We start from the raw sequence: 25,702 nt of genomic DNA on the forward strand, positions 1-25,702 counted from the left end.
GGCCCTCCCCCTGCGGGGGCTTGTTTGGGCTGTCTAACCGCTCGGGGCGCACCCCGCTGTATACCGTGTGCCCCGGGGGGCCCCGACGGCGCGGCGTGGGGCGGCTCCCTGGGCTTTGCTGGTCCGGACGGATTACTGACCGCTTATGCCCAGGTCTGGCCGTTTTGATCGCTTACGGGGTGTGACTCGGGCCACGCAGATTGGGCGTAACGCTCGCGGGAGCAGCGCGATGACCTAAGAGGTGACAGCCGCGGAGGGAATACGGACGCCGTTTCAGGCGCTGTGGAACTTCCCGGCCCCCGCCCGCGCCGTCGGCCATTCCCAGGCCGGTGGTCGGCTCCTGTCCGCCGTGGACGGGGCCGGAAGCCGTTTTCCAACGTTCCGAGAGGTTGTTCGTGTCGGCCAGCACATCCCGTACGCTCCCGCCGGAGATCGCCGAGTCCGTCTCTGTCATGGCTCTCATTGAGCGGGGAAAGGCTGAGGGGCAGATCGCCGGCGATGACGTGCGTCGGGCCTTCGAAGCTGACCAGATTCCGGCCACTCAGTGGAAGAACGTACTGCGCAGCCTCAACCAGATCCTCGAGGAAGAGGGTGTGACGCTGATGGTCAGTGCCGCGGAGCCCAAGCGCACCCGAAAGAGCGTCGCAGCGAAGAGTCCGGCCAAGCGCACCGCCACCAAGACGGTCGCGGCCAAGACGGTGACCACGAAGAAGGCCACCGCCACCGCCACCCCGGCGGCTCCTGCCGCTGAGCCCGCAGTCGAGGGTGAAGCGCCCGCGAAGCCCGCCGCGAAGAAGGCGGTCGCCACCAAGAAGGCGGCGGCGAAGAAGACCGTAGCCACCAAAAAGACGGCGACGGCCAAGAAGACGACTGCCAAGAAGGACGACGCCGAGGCTGTCGAGGACGAGGTCCTCGAGGAGATCAAGCCTGGCGAGGAGGAAGAGGAGGGAGCCGAGAACAAGGGCTTCGTCCTCTCCGACGACGACGAGGACGACGCGCCTGCCCAGCAGGTCGCCGTGGCCGGCGCCACCGCCGACCCGGTCAAGGACTACCTCAAGCAGATCGGCAAGGTCCCCCTGCTCAACGCCGAGCAGGAGGTCGAGCTCGCCAAGCGCATCGAGGCCGGTCTGTTCGCCGAGGACAAGCTGGCCAACGCCGACAAGCTCGCCCCGAAGCTCAAGCGCGAGCTGGAGATCATCGCCGAGGACGGCCGCCGTGCCAAGAACCACCTCCTGGAGGCCAACCTCCGTCTGGTGGTCTCCCTGGCCAAGCGCTACACCGGCCGCGGCATGCTCTTCCTGGACCTCATCCAGGAGGGCAACCTCGGTCTGATCCGCGCGGTCGAGAAGTTCGACTACACCAAGGGCTACAAGTTCTCCACGTACGCCACCTGGTGGATCCGTCAGGCGATCACCCGCGCGATGGCCGACCAGGCCCGCACCATCCGTATCCCGGTGCACATGGTCGAGGTCATCAACAAGCTCGCGCGCGTGCAGCGTCAGATGCTCCAGGACCTGGGCCGCGAGCCCACCCCGGAGGAGCTGGCCAAGGAACTCGACATGACCCCGGAGAAGGTCATCGAGGTCCAGAAGTACGGCCGCGAGCCCATCTCGCTGCACACCCCGCTGGGCGAGGACGGCGACAGTGAGTTCGGTGACCTCATCGAGGACTCCGAGGCCGTCGTCCCGGCCGACGCGGTCAGCTTCACACTCCTGCAGGAGCAGCTGCACTCCGTCCTCGACACCCTCTCCGAGCGCGAGGCAGGCGTTGTCTCGATGCGCTTCGGTCTCACCGACGGTCAGCCGAAGACCCTCGACGAGATCGGCAAGGTCTACGGCGTCACGCGCGAGCGCATCCGCCAGATCGAGTCGAAGACCATGTCGAAGCTGCGTCACCCGTCGCGTTCCCAGGTGCTGCGCGACTACCTCGACTAGGCCGTAGTCGTACGACGCCGAAGGCCCGGTCCCTTTTTCGGGGACCGGGCCTTCGTGCTGCGCGGACAGGCGCCCTGCATGACTCTGGGTTTCCGATCACCACCCTGAGTGAGGAGCATGCATGCGTCTCCCCTTTGCCCGGGCGCTGGCCCGGCCGCTGATTCTGGCAGCCGTGGCGGCAGCCATACCGTTGGCCTCGGCCGCTCCCGTGGCCGCCGACAGCATCGTCCTCGGGGGATACCCGGTCGATGTGTCCGAGGCGCCCTGGACCGTGGCCCTGTCCAGCCGTGACCGGTTCGGAGGTACGCGCGCGGGGCAGTTCTGTGGCGGTGTCGCAATCAGTCCGACCAAGGTGCTCACCGCGGCCCACTGCATGGGCGAAGACGTCCTGGGAGCACCGCCCGAGCAGATGAGTGACTTCCGCGTCATCGCGGGCCGTACAGATCTGCTCTCGGATCAGGGAAAGGAGATCGCCCTACGTGAAGCCTGGGTGAATCCCGGCTACGACCCGCAGAGCAACGCCGGGGACTTCGCCGTCCTCACCCTCGCCGAGCCGATGCCGCAGAACGCGGTCATCGCCATGGCCGCCGGGGGCGACGCAGCGTACACGCCGGGAACCAGCGCCACGGTGTACGGCTGGGGTGACGTCACGGGTGGTGGCGACTATGCGCGCCGTCTGCGGGCGGCGCGCGTGCACGTACTGGCCGACCCGGCCTGCGGCGACGCTTATCCGGGCGGCGCCGACGGCACCTACCTCGCCGACAGCATGCTGTGCGCCGGGGAGGAGACGGGTGGGCGCGACGCCTGCCAGGGCGACAGCGGTGGGCCTCTGGTCGCCCAGGGCAAGCTGATCGGGCTGGTGTCGTGGGGGAGCGGCTGTGGGAGAGCGGGCCAACCTGGTGTCTATGTTCGTGTGTCCGAAGTCATGCGGACGTTGAACCCGGGTGGTCGCAGCGCGGTGGGCAGGACCGCGTGACAGAGCCCGGAGGCGCTGAGAGCCTTCGCGGAGCATGAGTAAGGCGGCTGCCCCTGGGAGCAGGGGCAGCCGCCCTCATGCCGGCCTGTGCCGGAGCTGGCTCGTCGTGGACGCGAAGTGTCAGCGCTCTTCTTCTGCGGCGGGAACGGCCGTGAGCCGCTCCGTCTCGTCCTGTATCTCAGCGGCGATCTTCTTGAGTTCCGGCTCGAACTTGCGACCGTGGTGGGCGCAGAAGAGCAGTTCTCCACCGCTGAGCAGCACGACGCGCACGTACGCCTGGGCGCCGCAGCGGTCGCAGCGGTCAGCGGCCGTCAGCGGGCTCGCGGGGGTCAGAACAGTAGTCACGTCGCCTCTTCTCTAGCTCGACGAGCTGTCGTACCAGGGTCAACATCCAACCAGCCCCAAAACGTTCCCGCTCGGGGCTTCTCCCAGAGAGAAATTTTCCGGACGGCTGGCTGCTGCCGGTCTGGCGGCGAATGTGCCGTATTGCGTGTCTATGTGTCTTACGGTTTCGCGCTGTCGGTCAGGGTCGGTCCTCCCGGCTGGGTTGCCGGTTGTTCATGAGGACGTGCCCGGAGCCTAAATGGTTCATGCCCGTAAGGGAACGTGATATGTACTTCACCCCTTCGAGGGATCGAACAGGTATGCGACCCTGGACTACTCTGTGTTTTCGCACGAGGGTGGCGTTACAACGGCTCTACCAGGCCTCGGTACCCTCTTGGCGGCGACCGAAGCCGCGCCCTTACCCACAAGGGCCCCACTTGAAATTCAGCGAGGAGCGAACCGCGTGACCGCCGAAACGTCCGTGCCGTCCACAGCTCTGCTGGCAGGAGCAGACCGGGACGGTTCCAACTACACCGCGCGGCACCTGCTCGTCCTCGAGGGGCTCGAGGCCGTACGCAAGCGCCCGGGTATGTACATCGGATCGACCGACAGCCGTGGCCTGATGCACTGTCTGTGGGAGATCATCGACAACTCGGTCGACGAGGCCCTGGGCGGGTACTGCGACCACATCGAGGTGATCCTCCACGACGACGCCTCGGTGGAGGTCCGGGACAACGGCCGGGGCATCCCGGTCGATGTCGAGCCCAAGACAGGGCTGTCCGGCGTCGAGGTCGTCATGACCAAGCTGCACGCCGGCGGCAAGTTCGGCGGTGGCTCGTACGCCGCCTCCGGTGGCCTGCACGGCGTGGGCGCCTCCGTGGTGAACGCCCTGTCCGCGCGGCTGGACGTCGAGGTGGACCGGGCCGGCAACACCCACGCGATCAGCTTCCGGCGAGGCGTGCCGGGTGCCTTCGCGGCGATCGGCCCCGACGCCAAATTCGAGGCGGCAAGCGGCCTGCGCAAGACCAAGAGGATCCCCAAGACCCGGACCGGCACGCGCGTGCGGTACTGGGCCGACCGGCAGATCTTCCTCAAGGACGCCAAGCTCTCCCTGGAGAACCTCCATCAGCGCGCCCGCCAGACCGCGTTCCTGGTGCCCGGCCTGACCATCGTCGTCCGTGACGAGTACGGCCTGGGTGAAGGCGGCAGCAAGGGCGAGGAGTCGTTCCGCTTCGACGGCGGCATCAGTGAGTTCTGCGAGTATCTGGCCACCGACAAGCCGGTCAACGACGTCCTCCGCTTCTCTGGCCAGGGCACCTTCAAGGAGACCGTCCCGGTCCTGGACGACCACGGTCAGATGACGCCCACCGAGGTCACTCGCGAACTCGGAGTGGACGTCGCGATGCGCTGGGGAACCGGCTACGACACGACCCTGAGGTCGTTCGTCAACATCATCGCCACGCCCAAGGGCGGCACCCATGTCGCCGGCTTCGAGCAGGCCGTCGCCAAGACGATGAACGAGGTGCTGCGCGCCAAGAAGCTGCTGCGTGTCGCCGAGGACGACATCGTCAAGGACGACGCCCTCGAGGGCCTGACCGCGGTGGTCACGGTGCGCCTGGCCGAACCGCAGTTCGAGGGCCAGACCAAGGAGGTTCTCGGCACCTCGGCGGCCCGCCGCATCGTGAACACCGTGATCTCCCAGGAACTCAAGGCGTTCCTGACGTCCACGAAGCGGGACGCCGCGGCCCAGGCCCGGGTCGTCATGGAGAAGGCGGTCGCCGCCGCACGCACGCGTATCGCGGCCCGCCAGCACAAGGACGCACAGCGCCGCAAGACGGCTCTGGAGTCCTCCTCGCTGCCCGCCAAGCTCGCCGACTGTCGCAGCGACGACGTCGACCGCAGCGAACTGTTCATCGTCGAGGGCGATTCGGCGCTCGGTACCGCGAAGCTCGCACGGAACTCCGAGTTCCAGGCGCTGCTGCCCATCCGCGGCAAGATCCTCAACGTCCAGAAGTCGTCCGTCACCGACATGCTCAAGAACGTCGAGTGCGGTGCGATCATCCAGGTCATAGGAGCGGGGTCCGGCCGGACCTTCGACATCGACGCGGCCCGTTACGGCAAGATCATCATGATGACCGACGCCGACGTCGACGGCTCTCACATCCGCTGCCTGCTGCTGACGTTGTTCCAGCGCTACATGCGGCCCATGGTCGAGGCGGGCCGGGTCTTCGCCGCGGTGCCGCCGCTGCACCGCATCGAGCTCGTCCAGCCGAAGAAGGGGCAGGACAAGTACGTCTACACGTACTCGGACCGCGAGCTGCGCGAGAAGCTGCTGGAGTTCCAGAGCAAGGGGGTCCGGTACAAGGACTCCATCCAGCGGTACAAGGGGCTCGGCGAGATGGACGCCGACCAGTTGGCCGAGACGACGATGGATCCGCGGCACCGGACTCTGCGGCGGATCAACCTCGCTGACCTGGAGGCCGCCGAGCAGGTCTTCGATCTGCTGATGGGCAACGACGTGGCACCGCGGAAGGAGTTCATCTCGGGGTCGGCGGCGACGCTGGACCGGTCGCGCATCGACGCGTAGCGCTCCGCTGAGCTCGGGCGGACGTACTCGTCGGTCTTGGCCTGAGGCCTCCGTCTGCGAGGGACTGTCGAATCCTCGTCGCACGGAGGCCTTCGCGTCCCGTCACCCGCTCCGGGCTGACCGTTCGCGGCAGACGGCAGACGGCAGACGGCAGAGGCAAGTGGCAGGGGGCAGGCGCGGTATCCCTGGTGCTCCACCCCTGGGTGGAGCACCAGGCAGCTTGGGAATCCACCCGTGATCCACCCCCACTCCGATCTCCCGACCTGCGGATTTCCGTAGCTTCGAAGGTGCCGGCGGCGTCCGCTGCCGGCAGACCCTTCCTCGCTCACGGAGGCTGTGATGTCCGGGCTTGTCGACGCGTTGCTGATCATGGTCGCGGTGGTCGTGGTGATCGCCCGGCAGTTCCGGGCGAGCCGGATCGACACCGGGCGGCGCTGGTGGCTGCTGCCCGTCGTCCTGGCCGTCGTGGCACTGCGTGAGCCGGCTCTTGTGGATGCCCAGCACCGCGCGGCATCGATCGCCCTGCTCACCGCCGAACTCCTCACCGGCCTCGCCATCGGGGCCGGCTGGGCCTGGACGAGCCGCATATGGACAGAACCGGACGGCGCGGTGTGGAGCAGAAGCACCAGGGCGAGCGGGGCCGTCTGGGCCGTCGGCATCGCACTGCGCGTCGGCCTCTTCGCACTCGGCGTGGCGATCGGTGTCCACCAGAGCTCCTCCGCGCTGCTGCTCGCGCTGGCGGCCACGCTGCTCGTGCGCTCCGGGTTCCTCGTCCGGCGAGCGCACTACCTGCGCCCTGTGGCCATACCCGCCCCGGCGTACGGTGAGCCCATGGTCCGGTCCACGGGGAAGGAACGTGTGTGACGGACAACGCCTGGACCCGCTGGCCCTCCCGGGAGGCGCTCGGGCATGAGGCGACGACGCGTCCTCGGCGTCTGCTCGGCTGGGTCACGCGGTCGCTGGTGCTCGCCGTGCTCCTCTGGGGCGCTTTCAACAGCAGCCACGTGCAGGGCTGGGGCGTGCTCGGAGCGGTGGCGGGAATCCTGCTGTCCGCCGTCGTCGCCTGGGCCCTCTTCCGCACCACCCTGGCTCACCGGCTCTGGCCCTCCCTGGCGCTCTTCGGCGTCCTCCTGGCGATCGCGGTCGCCGCCCAGGCCGTTGACTTCGGGGTCGTCGCCCTCGTCCTGTGGTGCGGCTGCGCCATCACCGCTCTGGAACGGCTGCCGATCGCCGCCGCCCTGCCGGTGACCGTGGTCGCCCTCGCCCTCTACGCCGCCGGCAACGACGACGTGTGGCTGACCACTCTCGTCACGACGGCGGGGCTCGCTCTGGCCGGCTACGTCCTGCGGCTGGACGCCGAGGCCCGCGGCAATGCGCAGCGGCTGCTCAACCAGGAGAGGGCCGCGCGGGCGGCCGAGGCTGAGTCGGCGGCACTCGGGGAGCGGGCCCGTATCACTCGGGAGATCCATGACGTGCTGGCCCACAGTCTCTCGGCCCAACTCGTGCACCTGGAGGCGGCCCGGTTGCTGATCGAGGGAGGTGCGGACCGGGACCAGATCCTCGAAAGGGTGGTGGCGGCCCGGGGCATGGCCCGCGACGGCCTCGCCGAGACCCGGCAGGCACTGGCGGCTCTGCGCGGGGACATGACTCCGCTGGAGGATTTCCTGAGTCAGCTCGTCGGGACGGCCGACGGAGCCGAGACCACCATTTCGGGTGAGCGCAGACCGCTGCCGGTCGAGGCGTCGCAGGCTGTACGCAGAGTCGCGCAGGAGGCCCTGACCAACGTCCGCAAGCATGCCCCTGGGGCCAAGGTCCGCATGCGGCTCGAGTACGGCGAGGAGCAGGTGACGCTGGTCGTGCGGGACTCGGGTGGTTCGCCGGGTGAACTCACCACCACCGGAGGCGGGTACGGTCTGCTGGGGATGCGGGAGCGTGCCGAACTGCTGGGCGGTTCGCTGGACGCCGGACCGGACGACGAAGGGTTCGTGGTGACGCTGAAGGTGCCGGTATGACGGAGGGGACGCAGACGAAGCCCGCGCGGGTGGTGGTCGCGGACGACCAGACCGTGGTGCGCGAGGGCATCGTGATGCTGCTCGGTCTGCTGCCCGGTGTCGAGGTCGTGGGCGCGGCCGGGGACGGGGAGGAGGCGGTGCGGCTCGTCGCCGAACTCGCCCCGGACGTGGTGCTGATGGATCTGCGCATGCCCCGTTGCGACGGGGTGGAGGCGACCCGGCGGATCCGCGCCGAGTACCCGGGGACGCAGGTCGTGGTGCTGACGACCTTCGCGGACGACGAGTCGCTGTTTCCCGCGCTCAAGGCGGGGGCGCGCGGTTATCTCACCAAGGACGCGGGAGGTGACGAGATCGTGCGGGCCGTGCAGAGCGTGCTCTCCGGGGATGCCGGGCTGTCGCCGAGCATCCAACGGCGGCTGCTGGAGCGGCTGTCGGACCCCGAGCCTGTGCAGGCGGTGCCCGCGGAGGCGCCCGACGGGCTCACCGCGCGGGAGGTCGAGGTGCTGGCGTTGATCGCCGAAGGGCTGACCAATCAGGAGATCGCCCGCGAACTGCATGTCTCGACCGCCACGGTGAAGACCCACATCAACAACCTCTTCGCCAAGACGGGCATCAAGGACCGGGCGCAGGCAGTGCGTTACGCCTACGCGAAGGGGCTTGTACGGCCGCCGACGGGAGGAGTCACCTGATGGGGTGAAGAGCATGGGGAAGAAGAGTCAGGGATCTTCCCGTTCTGTCCATCCTTGGGCATGCAGTCAAGCAACGCTCGTCCCCGCGGAAGCGGGGGTGATGCCGAGAGTTCGGCCGAGAACCACGACGGCCACGATGTGGCCCGCGCCGAAGCGTCCCCCGGGGTGCGGTACGAGGATCCCTGGTACGACGAGCTCGCCTCCGGCTGGGGCGAGACGGCCGGTGACGGCACATCCGCGGCCCCGGTCGCGACGGCGCGCGCGGAGCGCGAGGTCCGGGCAGCCGCGGCGGCCGACGTCTACCTCGAGGTGCAGCGCAGCGCGGCCTTCCAGGAGGTGCGCAGCCGGTACCGGAGGTTTGTGGTCCCGGCGGGTATCGGGTTCTTCGCCTGGTACGTCGCCTACGTCGTGACGGCGACGACCGCGCCGGGACTGATGGCGCGCCCGGTGGCCGGCGCGGTGAACGTGGCGATGCTCGCGGGACTCGGGCAGTTCCTCACCACCTTCCTGCTGACCTGGGCCTATGCCCGGCATGCGAGGCTGCGCAGGGACCGGGCCGCACTCGAACTGCGGTGGGACACCCAGGAACTGACGCGCACGGCCCGGGGCGGTGCGTCGTCGTGAGGGGGGACCACCAGACTCTGGCGCTGCTGCTGTTCAGCGTGTTCGTCGCGGTCACGCTGGGGATCACGACGTGGGTGAGCCGCCACCGGCACGGTTCGGCGGAGGAGTTCTACGCGGGCGGGCGGCTGTTCTCGCCGATGGAGAATGGTTTTGCCATCGCGGGCGACTACATGTCGGCCGCGTCCTTCCTCGGCATCTCCGGGCTCATCGCGCTTTTCGGGTACGACGGGATGCTCTACTCGGTGGGCTTCCTCGTGGCCTGGCTGGTGGTGCTGTTCCTCGTCGCCGAACTGGTGCGCAACTGCGGGCGGTTCACGCTCGCCGACGTGGTCGCCGCGCGGATGAGCGAGCGGCCGGTGCGGATCGCGGCGGGAACCTCCTCGGTCACCGTGTCCGTTCTGTATCTGGTGGCCCAGATGGTGGGCGCGGGCAGCCTGGTGGCGCTGCTCCTCGGAGGCACCAGCGAGGCGGCCCAGTCCTGGACCGTCATTGCCGTCGGGGCGCTCATGGTGATCTATGTGTCCCTGGGAGGGATGCGGGCAACCACCTGGATCCAGATCGTCAAGGCGGTCCTGCTGCTCGGTGGGACCGTCGCACTGACCGCGCTCGTTCTGGTGCGGTTCCACGGCGACATCGACCAGTTGCTGCTCACGGCGGCGGAGCGCAGCGGTCACGGCAGGTCGTTCCTGGCGCCCGGCCTCAAGTACGGCGGGGACTGGACCGCCCGCCTCGACTTCATCAGCCTGGGACTCGCTCTCGTGCTCGGCACGGCAGGGCTGCCGCACATCCTGTCCCGCTTCTACACCGTGCCCACGGCCCGCGCCGCACGGCGTTCGGTGGTCTGGTCGATCGGGCTCATCGGCGGCTTCTACCTGATGACGATCGTCCTCGGGTTCGGTGCCGCGGCGATCGTGGGGCCCGAGACGGTCCGCGGATCGAACGCGGCGGGGAACACCGCGGTCCCCCTCCTCGCCCTCGACCTGGGCGGCGGCGCCGACTCCACGGGAGGAACGGTCCTGTTCGCGATCGTCGCCGCCGTCGCCTTCGCCACGATCCTGGCCGTGGTCGCCGGCATCACCCTCGCCTCCTCCGCCTCCGTCGCCCATGACCTGTATGCCTCACTGCGGCGCCGACGGACCAAGCCGCGCAGCGAGGTGGCCGTGGCCAGGACCGCCGCTGTCGGGATCGGCGTGATCGCGATCGCCCTCGGCCTGCTGGCCCGTGATCTCAACGTCGCCTTCCTGGTGGGCCTAGCCTTCGCCGTCGCCGCGTCCGCGAATCTGCCGGTGCTGCTCTACTCGCTGTTCTGGCGCGGGTTCACCACCAGGGGCGCCGTCTGGTCCGTCTACGGCGGACTGATCCCGGCCATGGCCCTGGTACTGCTGTCGCCCGTGGTGTCCGGCAGCCCCGAGTCCCTCTTCCCGGGCGTCGACTTCCAGTACTTCCCGCTGCAGAACCCCGGGCTTGTCTCCATCCCGCTGGGCTTCGTCGCGGGCTGGCTCGGCACGGTCACCTCGGCGGAGGTCGCCGACGAGGCCAAACACGCGGAGACCGAGGTGCGGTCCCTCACGGGGGCGGGCGCCGTCTAGGGCGGCGCATGTGACCGTACGGCCCCTTCGTCGTCGTACGGCATCCGTCTTCGTCGTACGACATCTGCCGCCCAGGCGGCTCGTCGCGTGCGGCTACGGCGCCACCCACGCGTATCGGTGCTCCGGCCGGCCCGTGTCGCCGTATCTGAGGGACAGGCGGAGGCGGCCGGCCTGTTCGAGGTGGCGGAGGTAGCGCTGGGCGGTGGAGCGGCTCAGGCCCGTCTCGGCGGCGACCTCGTGGGCCGACAGTGGGTGGTCGGCATGGTGCAGGACGCGGCAGATGAGGTCCGTCGTCGGCTCCGAGTGGCCGCTGGGCAGGCCGGGGGAGGCCGGCGCCGGAGTGGTGCGCAGGGCGCCGAAGATCCGGTCGACCTGTTCCTGACCGGCGATGCCTCGGCCGCCGACCCGGTCGACGGTGCGGCGCAGGGCCGCGTACGAGTCCAGGCGGGTGCGCAGTGCCGCGAAGGTGAAGGGTTTGACCAGGTAGTGGAGGGCGCCCAGGCGCATCGCGGTCTGGACGGTCGTCACGTCCCCGGCTGCCGTGATCATGATGACGTCGGTGCCGTGGCCCTGTTCGCGCATGCGGTGAACGAGTTCGAGACCCGTCTGATCGGGCAGGTAGTGGTCGAGCAGGACCAGGTCGATGGTCCCGCGCTGCACGCTCGCCAGCGCCTGGGCGGCGCTGTGCGCGCGGGCGGCCACCCGGAAACCGGGAACCTTCCCCACGTACTTGGCGTTGATCTCGGCGACACGGAAGTCGTCGTCCACGACCAGGACGTCAATCATCGGGCCTCTCTCCCTCAAGGCCTGGCGGGCGTCACGCCCGTGTTTCGGCTCCGCTGTTGTAGCGCGCGCAAAACGAGCACAACAGGCCGTTGCAGGCAAAAGAACGGCATGTGCCCAGAAGACTGATGCCGTGGCAAGGGCCACATCTACCGTCCCCGGCCATGAGCGCAGACACCAGCCCCGCCATCGAGCTGCGGGGCGCGAGCAAGACATTCCGGACCCCGTCGGGGGGTCTGCACACGGCCGTCAGGGAGCTTGATCTCACGGTGGGGCGTGGGGAGTTCGTGGCGGTCGTCGGTCCCACGGGTTGTGGCAAGTCGACGACGTTGACGCTGGTCAGCGGGTTGGAGGAGCCGTCTGAAGGTGAGGTCCTGGTCGTCGGGGAGCCGGTCCGCGGAGTCGGGGACAAGGTCGGTTTCGTCTTCCAGCAGGACGCCACGTTCCCCTGGCGCACGGTTCTGTCCAACGTCATGGCAGGCCCTCGCTTCCGCGGTGTGCCCAAGGCGGAGGCCCGGCAGAAGGCGCGGGAGTGGCTCGCCCGGGTCGGGCTCACGGCGTTCGAGGACCGCTACCCCCATCAGCTCTCCGGAGGCCAGCGCAAGCGGGTCGCGCTCGCCGCGACCTTCGTCAACGACCCCGAGATCCTGCTCATGGACGAGCCGTTCTCCGCGCTCGACGTGCAGACCCGGGCCCTGATGTCCGACGAACTCCTCGAACTGTGGGAGGGCACGGGCGCCTCCGTCGTCTTCGTCACCCATGACCTGGAGGAGTCCATCGCGCTGGCCGACAAGGTCGTCGTGATGACGGCCGGGCCGGCCACCGTCAAGCAGGTCTTCGAGATCGACCTGCCGCGGCCGCGGAAGGTCGAGTCGGTGCGCCTGGAGCCGCGGTTCATCGAGATCTACCGCGAGATCTGGGAGTCCCTCGGCGAAGAGGTCCGCATCACCCGCGAGAGGGGTGCCGCCCATGTCGCCTGACGTCCTGCCCGAGGCCCAGGTCGCGCCGGCCATGACCGACCCCGGCAACAAGACGGACCGCGCGCACTCACGCGCGCGTGCCGCCCGCAGACGCCGGATCGTGGTCGCCGCTTCCCGTGTGCTGCTTCTGGTGGCCGTTCTGGGTCTGTGGGAAGTGCTCTCCCGGGCCGAGGTCATCGATCCCTTCAACTTCTCCATGCCGTCGAAGATCTGGGACCAGATCTGGACCTGGGTGACGCACGGGACCGCACTCGGGTCGTTGGGCGAACAGATCTGGTACACGCTGTACGAGGCGCTGCTGGGCTGGGTCGTCGGCGTGGTGGCCGGTGTGGTGTTCGGTATCGCGCTGGGGCGGATCACCTTGCTTGCCGACGTCCTTGGTCCATACATCAAGGTGCTCAACTCGATACCGAGGATCGTCCTTGCGCCCATCTTCGTGATCTGGTTCGGTCTCGGACCGGCCTCCAAGGTGGCCTCGGCCGTCGTCCTGGTCTTCTTCCCGGTCTTCTTCAACGCCTTCCAGGGCGCCCGAGAGGTCGACCGCAACCTGGTGGCCAACGCCCGCATCCTCGGCGCCAGCGACCGCAGGGTGACGCTTCAGGTCGTCATCCCGTCCGCGACCTCGTGGATCTTCACCAGCCTGCACGTCAGCTTCGGCTTCGCCCTCATCGGCGCGATCGTCGGCGAGTACATCGGCGCGACCAAGGGCGTCGGCCTGCTCGTCGCGCAGTCGCAGGGCACCTTCAACGCGGCCGGTGTGTACGCCGCGATGGTCATCCTCGCCGTCGTCGCACTCCTCGCCGAAGGGCTGCTCACCTTCGCCGAGAGCCGCATCTTCCGCTGGAAGCCGACGAGTTCCGACAGCTGAGGCCGTCAACGACGGCCGCTCCCTCTCAGTCTCAACACCAGCCTCTCCCGCACCGCCCCTCACAAGGACGTGAACCCCATGCGCAAGACCGCCAGATACACCTCCCTGGCCGCCGTCGGCCTGCTCGCCCTCACCTCGCTCACCGCCTGCGCGAACGACGCCGCCGGCACCGCCTCGGCCGACTCCGGCAGCAAGGGTGACGGCAAGGGGACCAAGGTCAAGATCATGGTCGGTGGTCTCGACAAGGTCATCTACCTTCCGGCGATGCTCACCCAGCGGCTCGGCTACTTCGACTCCGAGGGACTCGACGTGGAGCTGCTGAGCGAGCCCGCCGGTGTCCAGGCCGAGACCGCGCTCGTCTCCGGCCAGGTCCAGGGGGCCGTCGGCTTCTACGACCACACCCTTGACCTTCAGGTGAAGGGCAAGGACGTGGAGTCGGTCGTGCAGTTCTCGCACGCGCCCGGCGAAGTGGAGATCGTCTCGAACAAGGCGGCGGGCGACATCACCTCACCCAAGGACTTCAAGGGCAAGAAGCTCGGGGTCACGGGCCTCGGCTCCTCCACCGACTTCCTCACCAAGTACCTCGCGGTCAAGAACGGCGTGAAGGTCAGCGACTTCACCCCGGTGGCCGTGGGTGCGGGACCGACCTTCATCTCGGCACTCCAGCAGGGTTCGATCGACGGCGGCATGACGACTGACCCGACTGTCGCGACGATCCTGGACAAGAAGGCCGGCAAGGTCCTCCTGGACATGCGCACGCCCCAGGGCTCGGACGAGGCACTCGGCGGACCGTATCCGTCGTCAAGCCTGTACATGCAGACGGACTGGGTCAACGGTCACAAGGAGACCGTCCAGAAGTTGGCCAATGCATTCGTCAAGACGCTCAAGTGGATGTCCACGCACAGCGCCACCCAGATCGCCGACAAGATGCCCGCCGACTACTCGCAGGGCAACAAGCTGCTGTACGCGGTGGCCATCAAGAACACGCTGCCGATGTTCACCAAGGACGGCGTGATGCCCGAGAACGGTCCCGAGACCGTAGAGAAGGTCCTCAAGGCGTTCAACCCCAACATCCAGAACGCCGACGTCGACCTCGACAAGACGTACACGACGGAGTTCGTCGAGAAGGCCGCGCAGAACGCCGGCTGAGTCTCCTCACGCGCGGGTCGCCCACACGTAACGGTGTTCCGGGCGGCCCGCGTCGCCGTACTTGAGGGTGAGTCTGGCCCGCCCCGTGCGCTCCAGGAGCTTCAGATAGCGCTGGGCGGTCTGCCGGCTCACCCCTGTCCGGTCGGCGATCTCCTGCGCCGACAGAGGCCCTTCGGCGTTCATCAGCGACCTGCGGACGAGCTCCACCGTGGTCGGTGAGTGCCCCTTGGGCAGATCGGGCTCCGCGGGCGAGGAGAGCGCACCGAAGATGCGGTCGACCTCCGCCTGTTCTGCCTCGCCGCCGCCGTCCAGGGTGCGCCGCAGCTCGGCGTATGCCTCCAGCCGGGCCCTGAGGCCCGCGAAGGCGAACGGTTTGACGAGGTACTGCAGCGCGCCATGACGCATCGCCGCCTGGACGGTCGTCACGTCGCGCGCCGCCGTCACCATGATCACGTCGGTCTGGTGGCCGCGTCGGCGCATCTCCTGGACGACCGCCAGGCCCGTCTCGTCGGGCAGGTAGTGGTCCATGAGGACCAGGTCGACGTGGGGGAGGCTCTCCAGCTGACGCAGCGCGTCCGCGGCGTTGTGCGCCTCGCCGGCCACGTGAAAGCCGGGCACCTTCTCGACGTAGGCGGCGTTGACGCGTGCCACGCGGGTGTCGTCGTCCACGACCAGGACCTCGATCATCACGCCTCCTCCTCGGCGGCCGTCCGCTGGATGGTCGATGCGGCGAGAGCCGGTCGCGCCTCGGCCAGTGCGTCGGGCAGCACCACGGTGAACTCCGCGCCTCCGCCACCGGCCTCGCCGACCGTCGCGCTGCCTCCCTGACGTTCGGCGAGCTTGCGTACGAGCGAAAGCCCCAGGCCGCGTCCCCGGTGCGCGGGGGGCTCCTTGGTCGACCAGCCCTCGGTGAAGACCAGTTCCCGCTGTTCCACCGGGATGCCGGGCCCGGTGTCCCGCACCCTGAGGACGGCGGTACGGCCCTGCGTGCGGAGCTCGACCTCCACGCGCGCGTGCGGTGCGCCGGCGGCGGCGTCCAGGGCGTTGTCCACGAGGTTGCCGACGATCGTGACCAGGCCGCTCGGATCGACCAGCCGGTCCGGCAGCCGCGTCCGGTCGGAGACCCACAGGGCGACCCCGCGCTCGGCGGCGACGGTCGCCTTGCCCACCAGCAGCGCGGCGAGGAGCGGGTCCTCGATCTTCTCGGTGACCTGCTCCGCGGTGGCCCGGTGGTCGCCGACGACCTCTCCGACGAACTCCACGGCGTCGTCGTACATCTCCAGCTCCAGGAACCCCAGCAGCGTGTGCATACGGTTGGCGTGCTCGTGGTCCTGGGCGCGCAGCGCGTCGATGAGACCGTGGGTCGAGTCGAGCTCCCGGCCGAGCTGCTCCAGCTCGGTGCGATCGCGCAGGGTGGCGACGGCACCGCCGTCGTCGGTGGGCATGCGGTTGGCGACCAGCACCCGCTGGCCACGCACGGTGACCAGATCGGTGCCGGTGACGCGTCCGGCCAGGACGTCGGCCGTACGGCCGTCCCCGAGCGCCTCGTCGGGGGAGCGGCCGACGGCCTCGTCGCCGATGCTCAGCAGACGCCTGGCCTCGTCGTTCAGCAGGCGGATGCGTCCGGCGCGGTCCAGGGCGACGACGCCTTCCCGGATGCCGTGCAGCATGGCCTCGCGCTCGGACAGGAGAGCGGAGATGTCGGAGAAGGCAAGGTCACGGGTCTGTCGCTGGACTCTCCTGGAGATGAGCCAGGCTGCCAGCGCGCCGACGGCGAGGGCCCCGCCGGCGTAGGCGAACAGTCCCGGGATCGCGTGGATCAGACGGGCGCGCACGCTGTCGTAGGCGATGCCGACGGAGACTGCTCCGACGATCTTGTGCCCGCTGTCGTACAGCGGCACCTTGCCGCGGGCGGTGCGGCCCAGGGTGCCGCTGTCGATCTGCATGATCTCCTTGCCGCCCAGAGCCTGGCCCGGGTCGGTCGAGACGATCCTGCCGACCTCGCTGCGGGTGGGGTGCGACCACCGGACGCCTCGCCAGTCCATCACCACGACGTACTCGGCCCCGGTCGCCCTGCGGATCCGCTCGGCCTCCCGCTGGACGGGGCCGTCGGGCAGCGGGGGCGTGTCCTTGACCTGCTCGGCGATCTGCGACTCCGCGGCGGTGGTCTGGGCGATGGCCAGCGCACGGCGCATCGCCTGGTCGTCCAGCTGGTTGCTCAGAGGCGCGAGGAACAGGCCGGTCGCGAGTACCGCGACTCCCGCGGCGATCGCCAACTGCATCAGAAGCACCTGCGAGAACACGCGGCGAGGCAGTCCGAGGCGCAGGCGGCGGGCGGGGGGAGTGCGGCTCATACCCATGACGGTACGGGGAGGCGCCGGATCAACCGCAGGGGGTGTGGCATGGATCTCTTGATCAATACGTGGACGGACCCGCCGGTCGGTCAGCCCGCCGACGCTGCCGATGTCCTCAGCTCGCGTACCGCCACGACATCCATCCGCGCGGGTGAGCCGAGCACCGACGCCCCGCAGCTCTCCGCGCGGGGCGGCAGAGCGGCGGTCTGGGCCACCACGACCCGCCAGTGACGACCGTCGGCGTGCGCGACGGTCACCTCCCAGTGCGGGGCCGCGCCGTCCGTGCGGACGACCGTCAGGGCCTCGGCCGCGTCTTCACGCACCGCGGTGCGGACGGCCAGCTCGGCCGCCTGACCCGGACGCTCCCAGGCGGAGTTGCCGCGACATCCCTCGGTCACGATCCGGCCCTCCTGGACGCCGTGCAGGACTTCCTTGACGGCATGGGCCTCGGCGCGACCGTAGGCGTAGCCGTACGGCAGGACGAGCAGCGTCGGGGAGAACCGGTGACCACCCAGATGGGTGACCTCCCAGGCGCCCTCGACGCCGGAGGTGGCCAGTTCCGCGGCGAGCGGTCGGCCCAGGAGCGCGCAGCAGCGGTCCCGCTTGCCGTTGGTGCAGACGAGCGCGAGCGGATCACCCGTGTGGGCGTCTCCACCGAGCGTCGCGTCGAAGCTGCTGTGGTCGCCTCTGCCGAGTGCGGCGAGGTCCAGGCCGAGCAGGTCCCGCGGATCGCGGGTCGTCGCGCTGCGCAGCCACACGTTGCCGGGCACGGTGTGCGCGGCGTACACCTGCCGGGTGGTGGGTGCTCCGCTGTCGGCGTGCCGTCCGGGGCGGCGGATGAGGGCGATGCGCACGCCCGTGTCCTTGGCCGCGGCCTCCAGGGTGCGGCCCAGCGCGGGGTCCAGGTGGCTCGAAGTGAGCGCCTTGGCGCCCCAGGGGCCGGACTGCTCCAGCAGCAGCCAGGTCCGCGCGGTGGCCGCGGTTCCGGAAACGGGCTCGTCGAGGTCGTGCGAGACCGTTGAACAGGTACTCACACAGGTGAGCCTAACCTGACTTAGGGGCGCGGCGACTTCCGGCCGTGCCGGTGTCAGTGCTCCGGCAGCGGCCGGGGCGGCTTCGGGCCCACATAAATGCCGCTCGGGCGCATGCGCAGCGGGCGTTCCCCGTACTCCTCCAGCGCGTGGGCGATCCAGCCCGCCGTACGGGCGACGGCGAAGATCGTCTCGCCCGCCGTGGCCGGCATCCCGGAGGAGGCGGTGAGTACGGCCAGGGCCAGGTCCACGTTGGCGTGCAAGGGAGCGTGGCGGGCGGTGGTGGCCACGATGTCGTGGGCCGCGAGGAGGGCGGGCTCGGCGCGCGGGATCTCCTCCAGGAGGGCGAACAGGGCACGCGCGCGCGGGTCCTCGCCGGCGTAGAGCCGGTGGCCCAGGCCCGGGATGCGGCGTCCGGCCCGCAGTTCCTCCGAGATCACGGGGGCCGCGTCGCCACGGTCGAGCACGTCGAGCAGCAGCCTGTGGGCGAGCCCGCTGGCCGCGCCGTGCAGAGGGCCCTCCAGGACGCCGAGTCCGGCCGAGACGGCCGCGTACGCGTGCGCGCGGGCCGATGCGGCGACGCGGACAGCGAGGGTCGAGGCGGCGAGGTCATGGTCGACGAGCAGGCCGAGTGCGCTGTCCAGGGCGCGCAGGGACGCCTCGTCGGGCTTGCGCCCGCTGAGGCGCGTCCACAGTCGGTGGGCCAGTGGGCCGTCGTCGCGGCGGCGGTCGCGCACCACCGGCGGGAGGGCGGCGACGAGGGTCGGGATGAGGGTCCGTGCGGTGCCGAGCACGGCCTCCTCGGACAGGTCGAACCGCAGCGCGTCGGCCGCTGCGGCGGCGATCGCCGCGGCCCGCAGCCGGTCGGTGGGGCCGGTGTGTTCGGGCAGGGCGTCCACTGCGCGGCGGGCCGCGTCGACCGTGGCGTCGGGTGCGGTGAAGGTGACACCCGGCTGCATGTGGCCGGTCCAGAGCCACTCCGCGATCTCTTCGTAGGAGTGGCGGGCGGCGAGTTCGGTCGCGTCGACGCCTCGGAAGTAGTAGCGGTCGCGGTCGATGAACGTGATACGGGTCCGTACGGACAGTTCGCCGCCTGAGCCTGGACTCCCGCCGCCGTCCCGGCGGTTGCGCCGGGAGAGGGTCTCCACCTCCTTGGCGTCGAAGGTGCTGCCCCGGCCGCCGGGGACGCGTCTGCTGCTGAGCTGGCCGCGGCTCACATAGGCGTAGACGGTCTCGGGCTTCACGCCCAGCAGTTCGGCGGCTTCCTTGGTGCTGAGCCGATGTTCTGCGGGGCCGGGCAGGGGGTCTTGGTCGCGCATAAGAGGTCACCGTATCCGCAGCCGCGTGGGTTGATTGGCATGCATTGATGCAATCAATATTGACAGAGAATGAGTCAATCATAGACAGTCGAATCAAGTTCAGGGAGGAATCATGTCCGTCAACAGGTCCGCAAGCACACTCGTCGACGTACCGCGAGGACTCGCCGGAGTCGTCGTCACCGACACCGAGGTCGGGGACGTCCGGGGGCGTGAGGGGTTCTATCACTACCGTCAGTACTCGGCCGTCGAGCTCGCGCAGACCCGCGGCTTCGAGGACGTGTGGCATCTCCTGGTCCACGGCGAACTGCCGGACGCCGGACAGGCCGTGGCCTTCCGTGCCGAGACCGCCGAGCTGCGGCGGCTGCCGGACGAGGTGCGGGCGGCGCTGCCCGCGATCGCGGCGGCGAGCGGGCGGTCCGGTCCTCTCGCCGGTATGCGCACGGCCCTGTCGCTGCTCGGTGCCGCGAAGGGGTTCCGGCCGGTCTACGACATCGACCCGGACGAGCGGCGACGTGACACGCTCGTGGCGGCCGCGGCAGTGCCGACACTGCTCACCGCGCTGCACCGGCTGGGCCAGGGGCTCGAACCGGTGGAGCCGCGTGCGGACCTCTCGTACGCGGCGAACTATCTCTACATGCTGACAGGTTCGGAGCCGGAGCCGCAGCGGGCCCGGGCGGTCGAGCAGTACTTGATCTCAACCATTGATCACGGCTTCAATGCATCAACCTTTACGGCACGGGTCATCGCTTCGACCGGGGCGGATGTGGTGGCGTGCCTCGTGGGGGCCGTAGGAGCCTTGTCCGGGCCGCTGCACGGGGGAGCGCCGAGCAGGGCGCTGGAGACCCTGGACGCGATCGGCACGCCCGACCGTATCGGCCCTTGGATCCGTGCGCGTGTGCTCGCCGGTGAGCGGATCATGGGCTTCGGCCACGCGATCTACCGCACGGAGGACCCTCGTTCCCGGATGCTCCGGGAGGTCGCCCAACGGTTCGGCGGGCCCCGAGTGGACTTCGCCATCCAGGTGGAACGCCAGGTCGAGGCGATCCTGGCCGAGCTGAAGCCGGGGCGGGAACTGCACACCAACGTCGAGTTCTACGCGGGCGTGGTCATGGAGCTGTGCGGCCTGCCCCGGGAGATGTTCACACCTACGTTCGCGGCGGCGCGGGTGGTGGGGTGGAGCGCCAACATCCTGGAGCAGGCGGCGGACTCGAAGATCATCCGGCCGGTGGCGCGGTATGTGGGGCCGGGGGCGCCGGTGGCGGTGCCCCCGACCATCCGGTGACGCGCGAGGCTCGGCACGATCGGGTGCCGGAATCACGGCGACGGGGATGAGCAGGATGGGGTTCGGTCTGCTCGGTAGGGGCAGGCCCCTCGACCGCTCAACGATGGCGCGCGGTGGGCGGGGGCGGGACGAGGCTGCGGGTCGGCTCGCTGCCCGGTGCGGTTCTCGACTCAGGCGTCGGGAATGTCCGCCTTGGCGCGTACGAGCGTCTCCCGACTGATGATGACGATGCGCTCGTAGTCCGCGCGCGCTGCGTCAGACGGCAACTTTTTGTCCAGGTCCGCCGTTGCCTCTGTCCCGATGACTGCGAAGTTTCCGTCGCTGAGTTCGAAGATGTCGGGACAGGTATCGCCATTCATGCTGCCTCGTTCGCGCGGTGACGCGCCGAGGCGGCGCAAGATTTTCAACAGAACCCCGATCCTTGCGGTGTGAGGGACACAGAACATCGCAAGTATGCGGTGATCCTCGTGAGGCAGGTGTTGATTCGCTGAAGCGAGGGAGCGGCGGCGAGTGTCCGTTGACGCCCGTGGGCGTGCGGGGGCGCCAAGTGGTGAAGCCCCGGAGCGTGGTCAGACGTCGTCCTCGGTCGGCGCCTCACCGACCACCCACCATTCATCGCTGTCCGCGTCATCGAGGTCCTGGATGATGTTGTCCACCATCCGGCCCACACGCGCCTCGACGGAAGAACTGAGCAGGCTGGCCCGGTGCGGACGGGTCGCGTCCCAGTATTCGCGAAAGATCGGATTGCGACACGTGATCCGGAGGTAGCCGTGCAGCTCCTCCCACGTGACGACACTGATGCGGTAAGCGAGCAGTGCGTGGCTGTACAAGGCATTGGCGAACAGAAACTGCCGATGCTTTTCCGGGGGGTACCTGCCTTCGTGGGTGTCCAGCACTGCCGCGAGCGCCGGATCCTCCATGGCCTTGCTCAACAGCTCCCACTGCAGTCGCTGTTGACGCGAAAGGTTGGTGTGGTGTTGTTCCATCAGACGAGACTGATGAGCAAGTCGTTGCTGATTCAGGACGGTGGCGGCCGCGACCAGTGCGCTCAGGCAGGTCGCTGTCGCAAGTCCGAACCTCCGCGTCCGAGTACCGTGTGTGGCCATGTCAATCCCCGATTCAAACGGCCGTCCGCCGGTCGTCGGGGTGCGGGTCGACTGATGGGGACCGGCGAGCGGTGGGCGGCGCTTGCCGTCTCCCAGGGTGCCGAGCGGCTCTGATCGGCGGGGGAGGCGGAGAGGAGGCGCACGGAGGGAAGCGAGGGTCGCACGAACCGGCGCCTTCCCCAACGTCTGCCCCGCAAGTGCTGCTAACAATCGTTCACTTAGCGGTGATTATTCCGGCTCGTATCCTGGTTCGGCACTCAAACCTTCTACGTGCGCCGGGACCGCGATCCGGTGCACGCAGCAGCGCGAAAGAGGTCGTACGTTGAGTCAGCCGAGCGGGAGCCCCCGGCAGATCCCGGTCGTCGTGCTCGCCGGATTCCTGGGTTCCGGCAAGACCACGCTCCTCAATCATCTCCTCCACCGCAGCGGCGGCAGCCGTATCGGAGCCATCGTCAACGACTTCGGTGCCATCGAGATCGACGCCATGGCCGTCGCCGGCGCGCTCGGCGACTCCACCGTCTCCCTCGGGAACGGCTGCCTGTGCTGCGCCGTCGACGTCAGTGAACTCGACGGCTATCTCGCGCGCCTCGCCCACCCCGACACCGGCATCGACGTCATCGTCATCGAGGCCAGCGGGCTCGCAGAGCCGCAGGAACTCGTCCGCATGGTGCTGGCCAGCGAGCAGCCCCATATCGTCTACGGCGGTCTCGTCGAGGTCGTCGACGCCGCCGAGTTCGACGACACACGCGCCAGACACCCAGAGCTCGACCGGCATCTCGCCCTCGCCGACCTCGTCGTGGTCAACAAGCTCGACCGGGTGGCCGACGCCGAGCGCGTCCTCGGGCTGGTCCACCGACTCGTCGACCGTGCCGCCGTCGTCCCCGCCACCTACGGCCGCATCGACCCCGAGTTCCTCTTCGACTGCAGGCCCAGCGAGGAGCGCGTCGGGCAGCTCTCCTTCGACGACCTGCACGACCACAGCCACGACGACCACGACGACCACGACCACGCGAGGCATCTGCACTCCGCCTACGCCAGCCTGTCCTTCACCTCGGACACGCCCCTCGACCCACGGCGGCTCATGAGCTTCCTCGACAGCCGCCCCGAGGGCATCTACAGGATCAAGGGATACGTCGACTTCGGGCCGTACGACGTCCGCAACCGTTACGCCGTACATGCCGTGGGGCGGTTTCTGCGGTTCTACCCGGAGGCCTGGCCGCCCGGCGAGCCCCGCCTCACCCAGCTCGTCCTCATCGGCACCGGCATCGACGCTCCCGCGCTCGGCAAGGAGCTGGAGGCGTGCAAGGCGGGTCAGCAGGGCGCCCCGCACGCCGACGAGGCCGGCATGTGGGGCGTCCTGCGTTACGTGCAGGGCGCCGAGGAGGACCCCGAAGAACCGGCCTAGACCGGCCCCGCCACCACCGACACCGTCTTCGCCAGCGACACGCCCGAGCCGTCACGGCGCGGGTCGATCTCCGGGAGGTCGACCGGGGTGCCGTTCTTCTGCGCGGCGCGGGCCGGGACGGCGCCCGCCCAGGCCAGGGACAGGCAGTCCTCGCCCTTCAGGAACCGCTGGCAGCGGACCCCGCCCGTGGCGCGGCCCTTGCGCGGGTACTGGTCGAACGGGGTCAGCTTGGCCGTCGTCTGGACCGAGTCGTCGAGCGTGCCGCGCGAGCCCGCGACCGTGAAGACGACCGCGTCCACCGCAGGGTCCACCGCGGTGAAGGAGATGACCTTCGCGCCCTCGGTGAGCTTGATGCCGGTCATACCGCCCGCCGGACGGCCCTGCGGACGGACCTGGGAAGCCTGGTAGCGCAGGAGTTGGGCATCGTCGGTGATGAAGACCAGGTCCTCGTCGCCGGTGCGCAGTTCCACCGCGCCGACGATCCGGTCGCCCTCCTTGAGGGTGATGACCTCCAACTCGTCCTTGTTGGACGGGTAGTCGGGGACCACGCGCTTGACGACACCCTGTTCGGTGCCGAGCGCCAGACCGGGCGAGGACTCGTCCAGCGTGGTGAGGCAGATCAGGGTCTCGTCGTCCTCCAGGGAGAGGAACTCCGCCAGCGGGGCGCCACCCGCGAGGTTCGCGGTCCCCTCCGGGAGCTGCGGCAGGTCGATCACGTTCAGGCGGAGGAGGCGGCCGGACGACGTCACCGCGCCGATCTCGCCCCGCGCGGTGGCCGGCACCGCGGAGACGATCACGTCATGCTTGGCCCGCTTGCCACCGGCCTCCTCCGGGAACGGCTCGCCGTTCGCCGTACGGGCCATGAGACCCGTCGAGGACAGCAGCACCCGGCACGGGTCGTCCGCCACCTGGAGCGGTACGGCAGCCACGGGGGCCGTCGCTCCGGCCTCCAGCAGGACCGTGCGCCGCTCGGTGCCGTACTTCTTGGCGACCGCGGCCAGTTCGGCGGAGACCAGCTTGCGCAGCTCGGCGTCCGACTCCAGGATCCGGGTCAGCTCCGCGATCTCCGCGTTGAGCCGGTCCTTCTCCGACTCCAGCTCGATGCGGTCGAACCTGGTCAGGCGCCGCAGGGGCGTGTCCAGGATGTACTGCGTCTGGATCTCGCTCAGCGAGAAGCGCTCGATCAGGCGCTCCTTCGCCTGCGCGGAGTTGTCGCTGGAGCGGATGATGCGGATGACCTCGTCGATGTCGACGAGTGCGGTGAGCAGGCCCTCGACCAGGTGCAGCCGGTCGCGCCGCTTGGTGCGCCGGAACTCGCTGCGGCGGCGCACGACCTCGAAGCGGTGGTCGAGGTAGACCTCCAGGAGTTCCTTGAGGCCGAGCGTGAGGGGCTGACCGTCCACCAGCGCCACGTTGTTGACACCGAAGGACTCCTCCATCGGCGTCAGCTTGTAGAGCTGCTCCAGGACCGCCTCCGGCACGAAGCCGTTCTTGATCTCGATGACCAGGCGCAGGCCGTGGGCACGGTCGGTGAGGTCCTTGACGTCGGCGATGCCCTGGAGCTTCTTCGAACCGACCAGGTCCTTGATCTTGGCGATCACCTTCTCCGGGCCGACCGTGAAGGGCAGCTCGGTGACGACCAGGCCCTTGCGGCGGGCCGTCACCGTCTCCACCGCCACCGTCGCGCGGATCTTGAAGGTGCCGCGGCCCGTCTCGTACGCGTCCCGGATGCCGGAGAGACCGACGATCCGGCCGCCGGTGGGCAGGTCGGGGCCCGGGATGTGCTTCATCAGGGCGTCCAGATCCGCGTTCGGGAAGCGGATCAGGTGGCGGGCGGCCGCGATGACCTCGGTGAGGTTGTGCGGCGCCATGTTGGTGGCCATGCCGACCGCGATGCCGGAGGCGCCGTTCACCAGGAGATTCGGGAAGGCGGCGGGCAGCGCGCCCGGCTCCTGCTCCTGGCCGTCGTAGTTGGGGGCGAAGTCGACCGTGTCCTCGTCGATGGACTCCGTCATCAGGCTCGCGGCCTCGGCGGCGCGGCACTCGGTGTACCGCATGGCGGCCGGCGGGTCGTCGTTGCCCAGCGAGCCGAAGTTGCCGTGGCCGTCGACGAGCGGCAGGCGCATCGAGAAGGGCTGGGCCATGCGCACCAGGGCGTCGTAGATCGACGCGTCGCCGTGCGGGTGCAACTTACCCATGACCTCGCCGACCACGCGGGCGCACTTCACATAGCCGCGGTCGGGGCGCAGGCCCATCTCGTTCATCTGGTAGACGATGCGTCGGTGCACCGGCTTGAGGCCGTCGCGGGCGTCGGGGAGCGCGCGGGAGTAGATGACCGAGTACGCGTACTCGAGGTACGAGCCCTTCATCTCGTCCACGACGTCGATGTCGAGGATCCGCTCCTCGTACGAGTCGTCGGGCGGCGGGGTCTTCGTGCTGCGGCGGGCCATCGCTGCCGGCTCCTCTTTTCTGGTCGCTCGCCTACGGGTCGCTCACGTCGGCCCTTTGGCTCACTCTTGCTGAAGCGTGAACGGGATCTGACGCGACCATTGTGGACCGCGGCACTGACAGTCCGGGCCAGGGCCCGGCCGGACCGCCGGGGCCCGCGACCGCACGGCTTCTCCCTCACGGTTGCCCGCAGGCTACGCGATCCGCTGTGGGCGTACGCGCTCCGGGAACTTCGCCGAGGG

The 25,702-nt window shown here is 69.4% G+C and carries 22 protein-coding genes; 13 read left to right on the top strand and 9 right to left on the bottom strand.

From position 1 onward, the window contains the following. Positions 1 to 395 precede the first annotated feature (395 nt). Positions 396 to 1,934 (top strand): RNA polymerase sigma factor, encoded by a 1,539-nt coding sequence (locus ABZT93_RS36240; RefSeq protein ID WP_123992048.1) that lies wholly within the window; start codon positions 396 to 398, stop codon positions 1,932 to 1,934. Positions 1,935 to 2,055: 121 nt separating this feature from the next. Beyond that, the gene (locus tag ABZT93_RS36245; protein ID WP_356112688.1) at positions 2,056 to 2,910 is read left to right on the top strand and encodes a serine protease; all 855 of its coding nucleotides are present in this window, start codon (positions 2,056 to 2,058) and stop codon (positions 2,908 to 2,910) included. Between the two features lie 120 nt (positions 2,911 to 3,030). On the opposite strand, the gene ABZT93_RS36250 is transcribed toward ABZT93_RS36245, so the two are convergent. Further along, a complete protein-coding gene (locus ABZT93_RS36250) occupies positions 3,031 to 3,255 on the bottom strand; it encodes a hypothetical protein (protein WP_355734309.1) in 225 nt (74 codons plus the stop codon). Between the two features lie 442 nt (positions 3,256 to 3,697). On the opposite strand from ABZT93_RS36250, the gene ABZT93_RS36255 reads away from it, so the two are divergent. The 6 genes from ABZT93_RS36255 to ABZT93_RS36280 all read left to right on the top strand — a co-directional run bounded on the left by ABZT93_RS36255 (position 3,698) and on the right by ABZT93_RS36280 (position 10,735). Next, positions 3,698 to 5,821 (top strand): DNA topoisomerase IV subunit B, encoded by a 2,124-nt coding sequence (locus tag ABZT93_RS36255; protein WP_356112690.1) that lies wholly within the window; start codon positions 3,698 to 3,700, stop codon positions 5,819 to 5,821. Between the two features lie 339 nt (positions 5,822 to 6,160). Then, positions 6,161 to 6,685 carry a DUF1453 domain-containing protein gene (locus ABZT93_RS36260; RefSeq protein WP_356112691.1) on the top strand — a complete coding sequence of 175 codons (525 nt, stop codon included), beginning with the start codon at positions 6,161 to 6,163 and terminating at the stop codon, positions 6,683 to 6,685. Next, complete coding sequence (locus ABZT93_RS36265; protein ID WP_356112693.1) at positions 6,682 to 7,833, top strand: histidine kinase; 1,152 nt, start codon at positions 6,682 to 6,684, stop codon at positions 7,831 to 7,833. Before ABZT93_RS36260 ends, ABZT93_RS36265 begins: the two co-directional genes overlap by 4 nt. Then, positions 7,830 to 8,522 carry a response regulator transcription factor gene (locus tag ABZT93_RS36270; protein ID WP_356112695.1) on the top strand — a complete coding sequence of 231 codons (693 nt, stop codon included), beginning with the start codon at positions 7,830 to 7,832 and terminating at the stop codon, positions 8,520 to 8,522. Before ABZT93_RS36265 ends, ABZT93_RS36270 begins: the two co-directional genes overlap by 4 nt. A gap of 60 nt (positions 8,523 to 8,582) precedes the next feature. After that, positions 8,583 to 9,146, top strand: coding sequence for a DUF485 domain-containing protein (locus ABZT93_RS36275; RefSeq protein ID WP_356112697.1), 564 nt, complete (start codon positions 8,583 to 8,585; stop codon positions 9,144 to 9,146). After that, positions 9,143 to 10,735 (top strand): cation acetate symporter, encoded by a 1,593-nt coding sequence (locus ABZT93_RS36280; protein WP_356112699.1) that lies wholly within the window; start codon positions 9,143 to 9,145, stop codon positions 10,733 to 10,735. The genes ABZT93_RS36275 and ABZT93_RS36280 overlap by 4 nt, the downstream gene beginning before the upstream one ends. Positions 10,736 to 10,828: 93 nt before the next feature. Here ABZT93_RS36280 and ABZT93_RS36285 read toward each other — a convergent pair whose 3' ends face one another. Then, positions 10,829 to 11,521, bottom strand: coding sequence for a response regulator (locus ABZT93_RS36285; RefSeq protein WP_356112700.1), 693 nt, complete (start codon positions 11,519 to 11,521; stop codon positions 10,829 to 10,831). 161 nt (positions 11,522 to 11,682) lie between these two features. Between ABZT93_RS36285 and ABZT93_RS36290 the strand changes: the two genes are divergently transcribed. The 3 genes from ABZT93_RS36290 (at position 11,683) to ABZT93_RS36300 (ending at position 14,515) form a co-directional block, all read left to right on the top strand. Then, positions 11,683 to 12,498, top strand: coding sequence for an ABC transporter ATP-binding protein (locus ABZT93_RS36290; RefSeq protein ID WP_356112702.1), 816 nt, complete (start codon positions 11,683 to 11,685; stop codon positions 12,496 to 12,498). Further along, on the top strand, positions 12,488 to 13,366 hold the full coding sequence (locus ABZT93_RS36295; RefSeq protein ID WP_356112703.1) for an ABC transporter permease: 879 nt from the start codon (positions 12,488 to 12,490) through the stop codon (positions 13,364 to 13,366). Before ABZT93_RS36290 ends, ABZT93_RS36295 begins: the two co-directional genes overlap by 11 nt. Positions 13,367 to 13,444: 78 nt before the next feature. After that, positions 13,445 to 14,515 carry an ABC transporter substrate-binding protein gene (locus ABZT93_RS36300; protein WP_356112705.1) on the top strand — a complete coding sequence of 357 codons (1,071 nt, stop codon included), beginning with the start codon at positions 13,445 to 13,447 and terminating at the stop codon, positions 14,513 to 14,515. Positions 14,516 to 14,521: 6 nt separating this feature from the next. Here the strand turns inward: ABZT93_RS36300 and ABZT93_RS36305 are convergent, their stop codons facing one another. The 4 genes from ABZT93_RS36305 to ABZT93_RS36320 form a co-directional block, all read right to left on the bottom strand. Next, on the bottom strand, positions 14,522 to 15,202 hold the full coding sequence (locus ABZT93_RS36305; RefSeq protein WP_356112707.1) for a response regulator: 681 nt from the start codon (positions 15,200 to 15,202) through the stop codon (positions 14,522 to 14,524). Beyond that, positions 15,202 to 16,869 carry a sensor histidine kinase gene (locus tag ABZT93_RS36310; RefSeq protein ID WP_356112709.1) on the bottom strand — a complete coding sequence of 556 codons (1,668 nt, stop codon included), beginning with the start codon at positions 16,867 to 16,869 and terminating at the stop codon, positions 15,202 to 15,204. Before ABZT93_RS36310 ends, ABZT93_RS36305 begins: the two co-directional genes overlap by 1 nt. Before the next feature lie 89 nt (positions 16,870 to 16,958). After that, positions 16,959 to 17,903 (bottom strand): sucrase ferredoxin, encoded by a 945-nt coding sequence (locus ABZT93_RS36315; protein ID WP_356112711.1) that lies wholly within the window; start codon positions 17,901 to 17,903, stop codon positions 16,959 to 16,961. 53 nt (positions 17,904 to 17,956) lie between these two features. Continuing rightward, positions 17,957 to 19,219 carry a citrate synthase gene (locus ABZT93_RS36320; protein WP_356112713.1) on the bottom strand — a complete coding sequence of 421 codons (1,263 nt, stop codon included), beginning with the start codon at positions 19,217 to 19,219 and terminating at the stop codon, positions 17,957 to 17,959. A gap of 112 nt (positions 19,220 to 19,331) precedes the next feature. Between ABZT93_RS36320 and ABZT93_RS36325 the strand changes: the two genes are divergently transcribed. Then, positions 19,332 to 20,501, top strand: a complete 1,170-nt coding sequence (locus tag ABZT93_RS36325) for a citrate synthase/methylcitrate synthase (protein WP_356112715.1) — start codon at positions 19,332 to 19,334, stop codon at positions 20,499 to 20,501. Positions 20,502 to 20,671: 170 nt separating this feature from the next. Here the strand turns inward: ABZT93_RS36325 and ABZT93_RS36330 are convergent, their stop codons facing one another. Both ABZT93_RS36330 and ABZT93_RS36335 read right to left on the bottom strand, forming a co-directional pair. Further along, complete coding sequence (locus ABZT93_RS36330; RefSeq protein WP_356112717.1) at positions 20,672 to 20,908, bottom strand: hypothetical protein; 237 nt, start codon at positions 20,906 to 20,908, stop codon at positions 20,672 to 20,674. 162 nt (positions 20,909 to 21,070) lie between these two features. Continuing rightward, the gene (locus ABZT93_RS36335) at positions 21,071 to 21,607 is read right to left on the bottom strand and encodes a DUF6082 family protein (RefSeq protein WP_356112718.1); all 537 of its coding nucleotides are present in this window, start codon (positions 21,605 to 21,607) and stop codon (positions 21,071 to 21,073) included. Between the two features lie 322 nt (positions 21,608 to 21,929). Between ABZT93_RS36335 and ABZT93_RS36340 the strand changes: the two genes are divergently transcribed. Further along, positions 21,930 to 23,012, top strand: coding sequence for a CobW family GTP-binding protein (locus ABZT93_RS36340; RefSeq protein ID WP_356112720.1), 1,083 nt, complete (start codon positions 21,930 to 21,932; stop codon positions 23,010 to 23,012). On the opposite strand, the gene ABZT93_RS36345 is transcribed toward ABZT93_RS36340, so the two are convergent. Continuing rightward, positions 23,009 to 25,462: a DNA topoisomerase IV subunit A gene (locus tag ABZT93_RS36345; protein ID WP_356112722.1), complete on the bottom strand. Its 2,454-nt coding sequence runs from the start codon at positions 25,460 to 25,462 to the stop codon at positions 23,009 to 23,011. The genes ABZT93_RS36340 and ABZT93_RS36345 overlap by 4 nt on opposite strands. Positions 25,463 to 25,702 lie beyond the last annotated feature (240 nt).

Origin of the sequence: Streptomyces sp. NPDC005303 (genome assembly GCF_040607335.1) — a bacterium.
Taxonomy (GTDB): Bacteria; Actinomycetota; Actinomycetes; order Streptomycetales; family Streptomycetaceae; genus Streptomyces.